The sequence below is a fragment of the Mucilaginibacter sp. GW822-FHT03E02 genome (assembly GCF_058801545.1).
Window position 1 is genome coordinate 2349835 of record NZ_JBXANJ010000001.1, and the last position, 13993, is coordinate 2363827.

Genomic DNA, 13993 nt, shown 5'->3' on the forward strand with positions numbered 1-13993 from the left:
GATTTTTTTTGACTGATCAAATAATAATTAGATTAGAAGCCCACATTAAGGCCAAATGCCCAGGTTCTCATGAACGGATAGCCGTTATTTTGAGAAACTGCACTCTGCTCCGGGTCAAACCCGTCCTTAATAGAGGTAAATTCAAATAAATCGTTTCCGGAGAAATACACCCTCACCCTTTGAATTTTAACCTTTTTTAGCCAGGCCTGAGGCAACGTATAGCCTATGATCAATGATTTCAAACGGATATAACGGTTGTTTTGCAGCATAAAGTCATTATGCAAATAATCATATTGCGAACGTATATTATTCACGGTCAGCCTTGGATAGCGGGCATTTGGATTTTCAGGTGTCCAGGTTTTACCCAAAAAAGCGGTATTTGAATTGGTCCATACCGCCCAGAAAGGATATTCCAGGGTTCCCTGACGTTCAAGATATTGGGAGCCTACACCTTGAAAAAAGGCGCTGAAATCAATGCCTTTCCAGGACGCACCCAGGTTCAACCCAAAAACATAATGCGGTGCCGCGTCGCCCATATACTTCACATCACCTTTATCGCCTTTGGTTGGATCGCCGATGGCACTGATATAGCCGTTACCATCCAAATCTACCTTCCTTGTATCTCCGGGACGTAAATTTTGAGTCGGATCACCCTGTGAAGGCAATTCCCCTTGTTTAACAGAAGCATATTTGGCATAATAGGCATCTACCTCTGCCTGGTTTTTAAAATAGCCATCTGTTTGATACATAAACCAGGAATTAAGGGGATAACCTACAATGGTACTATTTTGTCCGGCACTCCAGGTTGTAGCTCCTTCCATTGATATCAACTTGTTGCGGCTGTCGCCTATATTAAATCCTATATTGTAGCTAAGCTGCCCTACCTTGTCTTTCCAGGCAACCGTTGCCTCCCATCCGTGTACATTTAAAACTCCGCTATTGGATGTTGGAGCAATTCCTCCCAATACAGAAGGATAGGTCACATTGATCAGCATCCCGTTATTTTGCTTTTTATAATAGTCAAATGCTGCGGTAAGCCTGTTTTTCAGGAATCCCAGATCAACGCCTATATTCTTATTGTTTACTCGTTCCCAGGTACGTGTATTACTGGTCAGCCCGCTCAAAAACGCGGTAGTCTGCTTGGTAGGTGTACTGCCAAAAATTGCAGAACCCTGGTTGATAGTAGAAACATAATCGTATAGTCCAATACCTACCTGGTTACCGGTTACACCATAGCTGGCACGCACTTTAAAGAAACTAAGTGCATTTAAGTTCAGATTCTTTATAAAATCCTCGCTGGTTAATACCCAACCCGCTGAAACACTACCAAAATTAGAGAACTGGTATCCGGGGGCGAAACGGGACGAGCCGTCCCGGCGACCAAGCACATCCAACAGGTATTTATCTTTATACGAGTAGTTTATCCTTGATAAATAGGAATAAAATCCCCAGTGATTTTGACCACCGGTTCCTTCTACATAGGTAGCGGGTGCCGCATTAAGGTCATAAACACCGTTGTTGCCGATATTGGTGCGATAAGCATACAATCCTTTAAAATCGTTTTTCTCCGCATTCACACCACCAAAAGCGGTGATATGATGATCGCCAAATGATTTGTTATACCGCAGATAAGCGCCATAATTCTGATAAAAAGTATTGTCTGACTCGGCCCGGATATTAGATGTCGGATTAATGCTTGAGGGGGCAAGCGTACCATCCCACTGATACATCGGGATAGTCAGGTTGTAATTATCTAACCGGTATTGGTTTGATTGGATAGAGCCGGTACCTTCCAGTTCCAGATCCTTTGTCAACGCAAAGTCTGCTTTAATATCCACCCTCATCAATTCATTTCCGGCAATGTTTCTTCCACCATCGGTGGTGCTGGCCACGGAGTTTCTGTTACCGGCATTGCCAAAGTTGGCATACCATTGCCCATAGGGGTTTTTAGCAGGAAAAAACGGGGGATCTTCGGCAATCATATCAAAACCTAAACCACTTGATGGGCCCGACGTCAAATCTTTCTGATAGGTAACACCCGACTGCAATTTAAACCAATCAGTAATTTTAAAATCATAGTTTAACCTCAGATTATATTGTTTTTGGCCATCATAAGCTGTTGCCAGGTTTCCCCGGTTATCAGCATAGCCAAGCGAAAGACGATAATTGGTTTTTTCCGTTGAACCTGAAATGCCCAGGTTGTGTTGCTGCGAAGGACGCGAAGCAAACAATTCATCAAACCTATTGGCCTGACCGATAAATATATTGCCCCAATATTGCGTGGAATATATCCCTTCAATGCCCTGCTGCATTTTTTGCAGATTGGCAAGAGACTGCCAGCCCCAATAGTTAGGCGCTGTTTCCTGCTGATTGGCATCTATCCAAAACGTAGCATATTGCTGCATGGAAGGTGTCGGTGTTTTAATACCGATGGTATTAAAACGAATATTAGCGTTATAATCCAGTTTCATCTGGCCTTTGCCTCTTTTGGTAGTTACCAGGACAACCCCATTTGCAGCTCTCGATCCATAGATAGCAGCCATGCCGTCCTTCAAAACACTGACAGATTCAATGTCATCGGGATTCATCGTAAAAAATGCGTTACCTGTTGCAGCGGGTACGCCGTCAATAACGATAAGCGGTGAACCACCGTTAACAGAAGTGGCACCGCGGACATCAAAGCTGATACCCTCATTACCAGGCCGCGAAGAAGTTCTGGTTACCACCAAGCCTGGTGTTGCTCCTTGCAGTGCTAATGCTGGGTTGGTTACAGCACGGCTTTCAAAAACTTTACTGCTCACCTGTTCTACCGCTCCTGTCAATGTTGATTTTTTTTGTGTACCATAGCCGACTACGATAATCTCATTTAGTTTATTGTCCGCAACCTTAAGTTTTACGTTAATTACTGCCTGGCCAGCTACCGGGATCTCCTGGGTTTCAAAACCAATGAAACTGTAAACAAGCACGGCACTCGTTTCCCCGGCAGGTATGGTAATTGAATAAGTACCCGTATTATCTGTCGTTGCATTAATGGTTTTTCCTTTTATGGTTATCGTGACACCGGGGAGAGGCCCACCCTTCTCATCCGTGACGATACCTTTAACAACTACCGCCTGAACACTCTGAACTTCCGCGACCTGGGGTTTACGTTGAATAACAATAAGTTTATTTTTTATAGTGTAGGTCAGCGGCTGATTACGGAAGCACTTATTAAGCGCTTCGGCCAAGGGGGTGTTTTTAAAATCTACATTTAATGGGCTCGCTCCATCAAGCATCTCATCTGTGTAGAGAAACGTGTAACCCGTTTGATTTTGTATTTCAGCAAATACCTGTATAATGGAAGCATTCTTCCCCGAGAAAGTTATTTTTTGAGCACGGGCAGCAAAAGATACCTGAAGAAAAGCTGTGATTAATAAAACGACGGTAAGTTTCATTACCAACAGAAATTTATGGACATAGGCAGAAAGCCTACACCCGGTAAGAGTATAAAATTTCATATCTTTGAAATGTTTGGGTTTAAATTGGTTTATCGTTGTGGATCAATTATATATCGGTTTGTTAAACTCAGGCGCCTCACCGGGAGTGTTCTCAGCACTTCCGGTTTTGTTTATAAGAGTCTATACCGTTATGGTAAAAATCATGGCATAACTATTACTCTCCTTTCTACAATTTTAAAGTGTACTAATCCTGTTAATTCAAGTGCATTTAATACTTCGGTTATGTTCTCCGAACGCGGTACCGTTCCAACAAAGCCTTCATGTGTCGCAGCCCCCTGGTATTGTATACTTACATTATACCAGCGTGCCACTTTACGCATGATGGTTTCAATATTTTCATGTGCGAAATTGAAATTCCCGTTTTTCCATTCTATAGCCTGGGCGGCGTTGACTTTTGATACCTGTATGTTCCCATTTACACGGGCCTGCTCGCCGGGAACAATGAGCTTTTGCTGACTTCCTGAAATTATTTTTACGGAACCTTCCAATAGCGTTGTATTTGTGGATTTCTCGTCTGTATAACCCATAATATTGAAATGAGTACCCAATACTTCCACTACGGAATGATTAACGGTAACCCGAAAAGGCATGGCTTTATTTTTTGCGACCTCAAAATAAGCTTCGCCGGCTAACTCGACATTCCGTTCCTTACCGCTAAAAGCAACCGGGAATTTAAGCGAGGAGGAGGCATTTAACCATACGTGAGTACCATCGGGTAATACAACCTGATACTGTCCACCGTTCGGCGTGGCTATAGTGTTATATTCCGCTTGTGCATTCTGAACATCTGCCTGTTTGCCGGAAGCATCATATACTAATTTTCCATCAGCTGTTTTATCAACAGTACTGTTATGCTGATTGGCTAAAAGTCCCCTTTTAGCCGTTTCCAGGATAATTTTAGAGCCGTTGGCCAGTGTTAAGACGGCCTTGTTACCTCCCGGAGATATTTTTTTGAGACTGGTTTCATTTTCAGCGATTGGCTTTTTATTGGAACTGTTCCTGATATATATTCCGACTGTAAGAAATAATATGATTGCTGCTGCTATAGCAATTGCTCTTTTAAAAGAGAATTTGGATCGGATGGGACTACTGTACTGATCTTCATCAGCCTCCAAAGCATCCAGCCTGGCTTCAATTTTACCGAGCAGCTCTGGATGTTGCACAGGCTCATGGTCAGCCAAATCCTTAAAAAACAAGCCAAACTGTTCTAATAATAACTCTACCTCTTCCTCAGGAAGTAACTCAAGCGATTTAACAAATAGCTCATGTTCTTGTTCAGTATGCTCGTTCTTACAAAACTTTTCCAGAAAGTTGCGGCGTGTTCTTTCGTCCATATGTGTGTAAGACGACTAAGAAGGAAAAAAGGCCCCCTCGAAAAAAAATATTTTTTAATTTTCCTGTGAAAAGGGGAAAATCCTTTTGATCAGACTAAAATAATCGGCTCCAAAAACCAATCAAGAATAATCCTATAGTGAGCTCACTTTGACTAAGCATATATTTCCTCACAAAATCCATCCCGCTGTATAATTGTTTTTTTACAACTGATTTGGAAATAGAGAGCTTTATGGCAATTTCATCCAGGGATAGATTTTCCTTGGTACGCAGTTCCACAATCTGCCTTCTTTTTTCCGGAAGCAGGTTAATGGCATTCTGTGCAATCAGGTAATAATCCTTATAATTGACATGGTCATCCGACCGTTCCGGACTTTCTTCCGAAACGGGCTGAACCATGGCCAGGATTCTGGCTTCTGTCTTATTTTTCTTAATATGATCCAGTAAAAGATTTTTTGCGGAACGGTATAAATAAGAGCGGAAAGAAGTAATATTTTCTAATGTTTCCCGACGTTCCCATATTTTGATAAAAACACACTGCACCGTCTCTTCGGTTAATTCTTTTGACTTACAGACAAAATAAATATAACGATATAGGTTATTACTGTTCCGGTTATACAATATAGTAAAAGCTTTTCGGTCGCCACGAGAGAATCGCTTTATTAATTCACTCTCATCTAATTGTACTAACATTACGTTCTTAATTACCTATAAAGAATATTTTTTTGATATAGATTGTGTTAAACAGCATTATCTGTTACGCATTTATTATAAATAAACCTATAACTGATCCGTTTTGGGTAACATTATAATTGGTATCCAAATGTAATAATTATTTTAGCAAACGCGACATGCTTCCTTTTGCAGTCTTAGATACCCCTGTCTTCTTTTTAAATTAAACTTTCTTGACACCGGAAGTCAAACATAAACATCAACCGCGATGATTGCAGACATCTGCCGGGCAACGAACCCCGGTAGACCTGCGGAATAAGTGCCATGCCACCCGGCCTTAATTTTCAGAACCTCAATTTTTATCCGTCTTCGCGGCCCCGGCCAACCCTGCTTTCTCTTTTTGTTTGTACAGTTCGGGTGTCACCTGATCAGCATCAATCTCTGGGTGATTTCAGCTGCTGTACTAATATCAGCGCCACTGGCCGGTAAGATTTTTCCGGGGCCATAGCGCTTAAGCATACTGGTATCCACCAATTTCCAAATACCTCCCAGGCCTCCGGATAAAAGTCCAGCCTTTACCGCACCGTTTTCAAGCCCGATTTATTTGTCTGAATACCAATACATTAAATAAAAATACCTCAAGTTAAAAAAAAAATAATTTTAGTAATCATTAATTACTATTTGGTAATAAATAATTACTTTTGTCAAGTCTTTTAAAATCTCATGTCTATGTATTTGAATACGTATACCCCATACTCTTTTAATATAATTTAACCATCAAACATGCTTTCAACACATCAAAAAATGTTCCTGCGATTTTCCTCACTGCTTTTGCTGCTGCCCGCAGTGAGCCTTGCGCAACAGTCCAGGCCGTTGCAATTAAACGAAGCCATTTCGCTTGCGCGCAATCACAACAACCAACTCCGTGCAGACAGTTTGCAGTACCGGATCGACGGGACACATGCATCCCAGGCATCGGCAAATGCTTTACCGGAGTTAAGCATCAATTCTACCTTTCAGCGTTTAAGCAACAACATTGAGCCTTTTGCCATCAGCCTTCCCGGGGGATCTTTTCAGCTCAATCCCCAAATCCTAAACCAGTCGTACAATGCTTTGCAGTTGCGGCAATTACTGTTTGGTGGTGGCAAGTTAACCAACAATATCAGGGCATTAAAAAAGGAAACCGAGGCAAGCAAATCCGACTATGAAAAAAGCAAACTGGAGTTGGACCAGCAGGTAACCGATCTTTGGTATAATTTATATAATGCCATAGCATCGCAAAAGATACTGGAGTCGAATATCGAGGCGCTCCGCAAAAAACGGGACGAGCAAGACAAGTTCAGAATACAAGGCATCGTTCTGGAAAATGATGTGCTAAAGATAGAACTTTCGGTTACCCGGCTTCGTTCCAACCTTGCTGATATCACCAGCCTGGCGGGTAGCCTGAACTATAATCTTTGTTTAGTCACGGGGCTTGATCCTGCTACAATTATCGAAATACCAGATAATTATATTCAACCAGAGGTTGCTATACAACCCTTAAAGGAATATGCAGATGCAGCTCTTGCTCAAAGACCTGAACTTAAAAGTTTCAAGCTCAGAACCGAGGCAGCAACCTATAGGATCAAGTCGGCCCGGGCAGATTATCTTCCCACTTTAAACCTTATTGCAAGCTACAGTTATGATCGGCCTAATCAAAGAGTAATACCGAGCGTAGCCTCTTTCAACTATTCAGCGCTTGCCGGGTTAAGTTTCGCCTGGAAAATATCATCCTTCTATACCAATTATCACAAGGTTAGCGAGAGCAAACTTGTAGCGGCCCAATTGAATGATAATACCCAACAGGCACAGGAAAATATCCAATCCGAAGTAAATACCGCTTACCTCAACTACAGGAATACGCTGGATAAGATAACGCTGATACAAACCGAACTACAACAAGCAACAGAAAATTATCGCGTTGAGCAAAACAAGCTGAACGCGCAAACCACCACATCAACAGATTTTCTCAATGCCAATGCCGCCTTTTTACAGGCACAACTAAACCTGGCCACCGCCAAGGCAAATGCCCAGCTGGCGTATCGCAAACTCATCAAATCAACAGGCGCAACGGCCAATTAACTCAATTTTAAATATATCTATTATTATATACGATCATGAAAAATTCAATATTCGCGCTTTTAATGTTATTCGCTGTTCCGGTAATGCTAACGGGCTGTTCTGGCGAAGGTACCGATAATGCCCAACTGGAGGCTGATATCAGCCCGGTGATACCCAAGGTCAACAGTACGGTAACAGCCATCCGTGTAGCCGATAATCAGCAGGTAAAAAAAGGTGACACACTGGTTGTTCTGGATGATGCTACTTTTAAAATAGCGGTTGAGCAGGCCGAGATCACGCTACTCCAGGCCAACCACAATGTTAAGGTTGCTGCTAATAATGAAACATCGGCCAACGTGAATGTTTCTGATGTGACCGCAAAATCCGGCGCGGTTTCCGTAACCCTGGCTTCTGCAAATGCGACTATTGTTTCCGCACAAGCCAGGCTGAGCGTTGCACAAAAGAATTATGAACGCTATGAACAGCTTGTTCAACAGAAATCGGCTACCCAACAGCAATTTGAACAGGTGAAGGCCGATAAAATAGATGCAGAAAGTAAACTACAGGCAGTGGTTGGCCAGCGTGATGCCTTGCTGAAACAGATCGATGCCGGCAAACTACAAATCGCAAATACCCATACCCAGGTATCCAATACTAAAGAAAACATTGGCCTTGCCGACCTGGCCGTTAAACAGGCACAAACCAATTTGGATGCAGCAAAGCTTCAGCTTTCTTATTGTACCATAGTTGCCCCTGCTGATGGGATAGTTTCTAAAAAGAATGTACAAATAGGCCAGGTAGTTACAGTTGGAGATCTTTTGATGGCTGTAGCTGATAATAAAAAGGTTTGGGTAGTTGCCAACTTTAAAGAAACTCAGCTGCAAAAAATGCGTGCTGGACAGGAGGTGAAAATAGAAGTGGATGCCTATCCGGATACTACCTTCACCGGGAAAGTGGAATCGTTTTCTCAGGCTACGGGAGCAAGGTTTTCTTTCCTTCCAGCCGATAACGCCACCGGAAACTTTGTAAAAGTTACGCAACGTGTGCCCGTTAAAATCACCATGCCCAAAACTAAGAGCGAGCAGTATCCGCTGCGTGCAGGTATGAGTGTTTTTGCAAAAGTTAAAACCAATTGATATGGAAGCAACTGAAGAAATCAAATCTACCCATGAAACAGGTGCACGAAAATGGCTGATCACCATTACTGTGATCACCTGCGCCATTATGGAGCTGATAGACACCTCCATCGTGAACGTAGCCACCCGGCAAATAGCCGGTAACCTGGGCGCAACGGTAGAAGAAACCGCATGGGTAATTACGGCTTATGCTATATCTAACATTATTATTATACCGTTAACCGGCTTTTTAGGAGATATTTTTGGGCGCAGAAACTATTTTACCGCCTCTGTTATCCTTTTCACCATCGCTTCTTTTATGTGCGGGTTCTCCGGATCAATATGGGTGCTTGTTTTTTGGCGTTTTGTTCAGGGTATAGGTGGGGGTGCTTTGCTGGCAACCGCTCAAACCGTTCTGGTAGAAACCTTTCCGCCTGAAGAATTGGATAAAGCCAACGGTATATTTGGAGCAGGTATTGTTATGGGGCCTACTCTTGGGCCGGTTTTGGGCGGCTACTTAACCGATAACTATTCCTGGAGCTGGATATTTTATGTAAATATTCCTGTTGGTATTGTAGCTGCTATCCTTTCCTGGAAGTATATTAAAGGTGCCAAGAAAAAACTGGCTGGAAAGGTAGACTACTGGGGAATACTTGCGCTGATTGTGGGTGTTGGCAGTTTGCAGTTACTGCTGGAGGAAGGAGAAAGAAAAGACTGGTTTGCCAGTAACTTCATCATCATTGCCTTTGTATTAGCCATTGCAGGTATCTGTTTATTCATCGTTCGAGAACTAAAAGCTAAGAACCCGGTGGTTGATATCCGCGTTCTACGTTTCCGGAATGTTGCGGTAGGATCTGCCTTGCGTTTTGCTTTCGGGATAGCTATTTACTGCTCGGTATTTTTGTATCCAGTGTTTGTACAGAGTTTTTTAGGATGGAACGCTACCAGAACCGGTTTGTTGATCTTGCCAGGAGCATTTCTGACCGGGATGCTCATGGGGATAAATGGTGCCATGATCAAAAAGGGCATCAGTCCCAAAGCATTGTTGATCTTTGGTTTCGCGGCGGTGATTGCCTATGAATATATTACGTATCGTTTGGCGACCCCTTCGGCCGGCGAATGGGAGTTTTTATGGCCGCAACTTGTACGCGGTCTGGGATTCGGTTTCATATTCGTTCCGGCCGCAAGTTTAACCCTGGCAGGATTGAAAGGGAAAGACATCGGGCAGGCATCAGGCCTTTCCAACATGCTGCAATTATTAGGCGGTTCTGTCGGGTTAGCGCTGATCAATACTTATGTAACCCGCCGGATTGCAGCACATCGTATTGACCTGATGAGTAACCTGTCGTTTTACAATCCCGCTTCCAAAGAGCGGTTATACCAGCTGACAGCACAACTGATGGCCGGTGGCAAGTCGGCTGCCCAGGCCAGACAAATAGCCGCCGGCATGATGGATGGTGCACTGAGCAAACAGTCGTCCATGATCGCCTACAGTGAGGGCTTCATGATGATCGGTGTTATCTGTGCATTTATTCTTCCGCTTGTCTTCATCGCCCGCATCAAAAAAGGAGAAGTTTTATCGGTGGAGGGTGCACATTAATACTCGTGAAAAAATCTTTTTTTATAAAGACCCTAGATCAGAAACGTGCAGGCCTTTCTGATCCGGGGTTAATATTTTGCCTTTCGATCTTATTGCTGATCAAAGTTCTTTACATTCTATGGTATCTATATTATACGATATGAACAATATCCCGGTCAAAAAAACCTGATGATTCTCGTTAATATAGCGATTCTGAAATTAATGGCTCATTAACTTGTTGTTCATCAGACCCTAATGTCAACCTTACAAATCCATAACAAACTGGGTTGCGGATAAGCCGCCAAAGTTTGTTCGTGAACATTTAAGGCATTTAGCAACGGGCATTCATCTTACGTCTTCGACTCTATAATCATTTTTCGCAATCTGTAGAAATACCCATCTTATAATATTAGCCTCGGTCTGTTGTTGAGCGATATACTTCTTACCATCCAATTCTGTCAAATTTATAAAGCCTATAGGTGCTTTGTTAGCGTATCAGCCCATTTATGTGGTTTTTTAGAACTTTACTTGCGACAGCAACGTCCGCCTGTTGCGGAGCAACAGCGGGCGATTTTGGATTTTAACTATATTTCTACTATTAATCCATCCTGACAATTTGCTACTTCCTTTTTTGCGTCTTCCCGTTCATCAAAAACAAGGTTATTACCATCCTCGTCCGTAAATATAGAGGCGTATTCAGGGCCGCCGTATAATTTCAACACGATATAATTACAACTTGTGTTGCCAATTTGCGTTATTGGTAAATAAAATAAGCTAATTGCATAGGCGAGTTTTGGTGATTGGGCTTTAAAAGTGCCGTATTGCTCCAAACAATGATTAGTAAATAAGGCCAAATAACCGCTAAAAAGCTGTTCGGAGAAAACATTGCCACTTTTTACTAAATTCTTGCTCTGTCTTTTAATAATACCGTTAACCTGCTCGGAAAGGGCTATCCATTGGTTATAGGTCAAAAAAGGATTGCTCCAATTGGCTTTTAACTTTTCCTGTTCATTTGTTACTTTATCGGCAATGGCTTGGGTATATTCTAAAAATGCGGGCATTTCGTTTTTAAACAAGTCAAATATGATTTTTGCTTTTTCTACATTAGTAAGCTGATCTATAGTTTTGATGGCGTTTACAATTAAATAAATGATAAAAAAAGGGGGATATTTCACCCCCTGTCAGGTCTAATTAAGTTTGAGGGATTCACTACCATTTTGGGCAAATTCAGCACAAAGGTTAAAGGCAACCTGTGAACGGTCTTGCCCCGTGCCGTATAGGATAGATTTAAACTTACTTTCATCATCACGGTAGTTACGGACGTTTTGGTAATAACCTGTCACAGCATTATAAGCGCCAAACAGCGTTCCTTTAACAGTCCTTTCTTGTTGGCTATCAGCCGTCATACAGTAGTCAAATGCACTTGATACGATATTGTTATAGTGGCTTGATAGTTCTTCATCCTTACCGACTTTCAGCTTTTCGTAGGTTTCCTTATTCGGTATCATGGCTAACTGTATCAGCCGTTTTACCTGCGGGTCGGTAATGCGTACCCTTGCCCATCGGTTAAAAATGGCTTCCAACTCTACCGATAACTGGTCGGATAAGCCTAACATTTTATGCGCCTCCTTTAACTTTTCTGCTGCGCTTGCGGTATGACGTATTTTTATACAGTTGCTGCAATTTTTTAAAGCAGCATTTAAAGTATTCGAACACCATATCCTAACGGGCGTAAAGGCAATGGTTATACAGCCCAAACCGTCATGCGTGGATGTCAAAAAAAGGTATTGGTCTATTAGGTCGTTTCTGCCTACTTTGATATAATCGGGCAGTTTAGCGGTGATGTAAGTAGTTTCACCATACCCCAACGCTCCGGCACTTTCATAGCGGATATTATTGTTACCGCTAACAATGCTATCAAAAAATTCAAAAGCGTTTACGTTCTGTACCACCTGGTAATCTTTGCCGATTTTATCGCCTAAAATGGCTTCGTTATCGGTTCGGAATGTATAAAAACTGTTGTCGGATACGATATCATTACCACTTGGCAGGGCATGTAAATTGGGGCGTTTCATTACCTCAAAATCCAAACCCGCCTGTATCATGGCTTCTGCGCTGGTGGCGTTCTTGGCAATGGTCGTTCCTATGACCTGCCATACTTTGGGCTTAACTATACTATTATTATAATTTGTCATGGCTTAAATTTTTAGTGTTTAATGAAATGATTTTAGTTTCCAAAACCGTGACCTTTGGCGTACTGCTTACGGTCAGCTTGGTTTTGGTTTGCAGTTCTGCAATTGCATCATGGATGCTTTTATGGGTGGTTTTGATACCCACTTTGACCAATAAAAAAATGCTGTCTTTCATGGCTAAGATTGATAAGTGTTTAAAAATTCATTAAACTCCAACTGAAAAGCTGCGGGGTTGTCTATTGCTAACTGTTGTGCATAACCTTTCCAAAATATTTGGTCGGTTAATTCGATGAAAATTTCTAACATTGCTTTAGCTTTTTAAGATTTAACCATCTAAGCAAAACGCCCTATGTACCACTAATACATAGGGCGTTGCCAGTGTTAACTTATGCGGGTATTACAATACTTGCTTCAACTTCTGCCAGTTTGTCGATACAAAGCTGTTTAACTTCCTGTGCGACATAGGCAATAATGAAAGGGTTTTTAGTGACAAACTCGTTGCCGTCATCATCGGAAATAACCAGTTCGCAACGTGCAAAACGGCTATCGCTTGCCATATCGTCTTTATCATCGCTTTGAGCAACCGTAAAGCTGTCAATATTGGCAATTGTGTTTTCCAGCTTGTTTTTTTGAACAATCTTCTTGCCCAATACTTCCACTATTTTTACCGTCTCGGCTAATTTGCGCTCCTGCTGTGCGATAAACTGCTCTTTCAGTTCCTTTTTAGTTGGCTCGGCTTGTGGCTTTGCTTCTTCCGCCTGTGCTACTGTTCCGGCTTTTGGGGCTTCTGCAACATTAGCGGGTTGGTTATCCACTGTAGCTGTATTATCAGTCTTGGCTTCGGTAGCTTTGGTTTTCTCAACCTGTGACGCTTCGGTAGATGCTTTATCTTTACTGACTTCGTCTTTAGCCTCCTTTCCTGTCAGATTTGGACGAATGTTGTTGTCTTTTACTTCGTTGTTGTTTTTAGCTTTATCGCTTCCTATTACTGTCGTTTTCATGATTTCTAATTTTTAAATTGTTCAATACTTTTCTCTTGGCTGTGATGGTCTGCGGTTTTTGCTGTCCCCGCTGTGGTGGTGCCCTGTCGTTTCGTGTTTCCATAATTTCTCCGAATTGCTTTTTTAATCAGCCCCCGTCGGCAAGAGCCTCCGGTGGCTTTTTGTAAGCACCCTCACCTGAACACGGCGGGCTGAAGGACAAGACTTTGCGGAAAAAAATACTACCCCCGAGCGAAGCGAGGGGTGTGGAGATTTTTTTCCAGCAAACCCGCAGGGCACGGTCTTGGCATTTCAGTCCCGCCGTTCAGAAATTTGCTTGCGAAAAAGCCAGTGGAGAAAATGGAATGAGATAAAAAAGGGTATTAAATGGCAGCAAAAAATTCTGGCGGTTTTGGCGATGCGGCAGCGAAGCCCAAATCGCCAGGTGTTTTAAAATGCAGTGAAGCGGCTGAGGAACAAAGCGGCTGGAACTGCTGGCTTTAGAAAAATATCCCCGGATAACTTT

At 42.5% G+C, this 13993-nt stretch carries 10 protein-coding genes; 3 read left to right on the forward strand and 7 right to left on the reverse strand.

All coding sequences use genetic code 11. The features are described 5' to 3' along the window. Window positions 1–32: 32 nt before the first annotated feature. The 3 genes from AC1RM2_RS09870 to AC1RM2_RS09880 all read right to left on the reverse strand — a co-directional run bounded on the left by AC1RM2_RS09870 (window position 33) and on the right by AC1RM2_RS09880 (window position 5522). Window positions 33–3434, reverse strand: a complete 3402-nt coding sequence (locus tag AC1RM2_RS09870; protein ID WP_492984939.1) for a TonB-dependent receptor — start codon at window positions 3432–3434, stop codon at window positions 33–35. 203 nt (window positions 3435–3637) lie between these two features. Continuing rightward, window positions 3638–4831 carry a FecR family protein gene (locus AC1RM2_RS09875; RefSeq protein WP_492984940.1) on the reverse strand — a complete coding sequence of 398 codons (1194 nt, stop codon included), beginning with the start codon at window positions 4829–4831 and terminating at the stop codon, window positions 3638–3640. A 94-nt stretch (window positions 4832–4925) separates the two neighbouring features. After that, on the reverse strand, window positions 4926–5522 hold the full coding sequence (locus tag AC1RM2_RS09880; RefSeq protein ID WP_492984941.1) for an RNA polymerase sigma factor: 597 nt from the start codon (window positions 5520–5522) through the stop codon (window positions 4926–4928). 783 nt (window positions 5523–6305) lie between these two features. Between AC1RM2_RS09880 and AC1RM2_RS09885 the strand changes: the two genes are divergently transcribed. From AC1RM2_RS09885 to AC1RM2_RS09895, 3 genes are read left to right on the forward strand one after another with little or no spacing between them, the layout of a single operon-like run. Further along, on the forward strand, window positions 6306–7622 hold the full coding sequence (locus AC1RM2_RS09885) for a TolC family protein (RefSeq protein WP_492984942.1): 1317 nt from the start codon (window positions 6306–6308) through the stop codon (window positions 7620–7622). A gap of 35 nt (window positions 7623–7657) precedes the next feature. Continuing rightward, the gene (locus AC1RM2_RS09890) at window positions 7658–8737 is read left to right on the forward strand and encodes an HlyD family secretion protein (RefSeq protein ID WP_492984943.1); all 1080 of its coding nucleotides are present in this window, start codon (window positions 7658–7660) and stop codon (window positions 8735–8737) included. 1 nt (window position 8738) lies between these two features. Further along, window positions 8739–10316 (forward strand): DHA2 family efflux MFS transporter permease subunit, encoded by a 1578-nt coding sequence (locus AC1RM2_RS09895; protein WP_492984944.1) that lies wholly within the window; start codon window positions 8739–8741, stop codon window positions 10314–10316. 563 nt (window positions 10317–10879) lie between these two features. Here AC1RM2_RS09895 and AC1RM2_RS09900 read toward each other — a convergent pair. From AC1RM2_RS09900 to AC1RM2_RS09915, 4 genes are all read right to left on the reverse strand, one after another. Next, window positions 10880–11371, reverse strand: coding sequence for a hypothetical protein (locus tag AC1RM2_RS09900; protein WP_492984945.1), 492 nt, complete (start codon window positions 11369–11371; stop codon window positions 10880–10882). A gap of 111 nt (window positions 11372–11482) precedes the next feature. Beyond that, window positions 11483–12490 carry a DUF932 domain-containing protein gene (locus AC1RM2_RS09905; protein WP_492984946.1) on the reverse strand — a complete coding sequence of 336 codons (1008 nt, stop codon included), beginning with the start codon at window positions 12488–12490 and terminating at the stop codon, window positions 11483–11485. Then, on the reverse strand, window positions 12477–12662 hold the full coding sequence (locus AC1RM2_RS09910; protein ID WP_492984947.1) for a hypothetical protein: 186 nt from the start codon (window positions 12660–12662) through the stop codon (window positions 12477–12479). Before AC1RM2_RS09910 ends, AC1RM2_RS09905 begins: the two co-directional genes overlap by 14 nt. A 211-nt stretch (window positions 12663–12873) precedes the next feature. Next, on the reverse strand, window positions 12874–13488 hold the full coding sequence (locus AC1RM2_RS09915) for a hypothetical protein (RefSeq protein WP_492984948.1): 615 nt from the start codon (window positions 13486–13488) through the stop codon (window positions 12874–12876). Window positions 13489–13993 lie beyond the last annotated feature (505 nt).

Excerpts from the sequence above, each read along its gene's own strand:
- AC1RM2_RS09870 (WP_492984939.1), bottom strand. The coding sequence starts at position 3,434 with ATGAAACTTACCGTCGTTTTATTAATCACAGCTTTTCTTCAGGTATCT.
- AC1RM2_RS09875 (WP_492984940.1), bottom strand. The coding sequence starts at position 4,831 with ATGGACGAAAGAACACGCCGCAACTTTCTGGAAAAGTTTTGTAAGAAC.
- AC1RM2_RS09880 (WP_492984941.1), bottom strand. The coding sequence starts at position 5,522 with ATGTTAGTACAATTAGATGAGAGTGAATTAATAAAGCGATTCTCTCGT.
- AC1RM2_RS09885 (WP_492984942.1), top strand. The coding sequence starts at position 6,306 with ATGTTCCTGCGATTTTCCTCACTGCTTTTGCTGCTGCCCGCAGTGAGC.
- AC1RM2_RS09890 (WP_492984943.1), top strand. The coding sequence starts at position 7,658 with ATGAAAAATTCAATATTCGCGCTTTTAATGTTATTCGCTGTTCCGGTA.
- AC1RM2_RS09895 (WP_492984944.1), top strand. The coding sequence starts at position 8,739 with ATGGAAGCAACTGAAGAAATCAAATCTACCCATGAAACAGGTGCACGA.
- AC1RM2_RS09905 (WP_492984946.1), bottom strand. The coding sequence starts at position 12,490 with ATGACAAATTATAATAATAGTATAGTTAAGCCCAAAGTATGGCAGGTC.
- AC1RM2_RS09910 (WP_492984947.1), bottom strand. The coding sequence starts at position 12,662 with ATGAAAGACAGCATTTTTTTATTGGTCAAAGTGGGTATCAAAACCACC.
- AC1RM2_RS09915 (WP_492984948.1), bottom strand. The coding sequence starts at position 13,488 with ATGAAAACGACAGTAATAGGAAGCGATAAAGCTAAAAACAACAACGAA.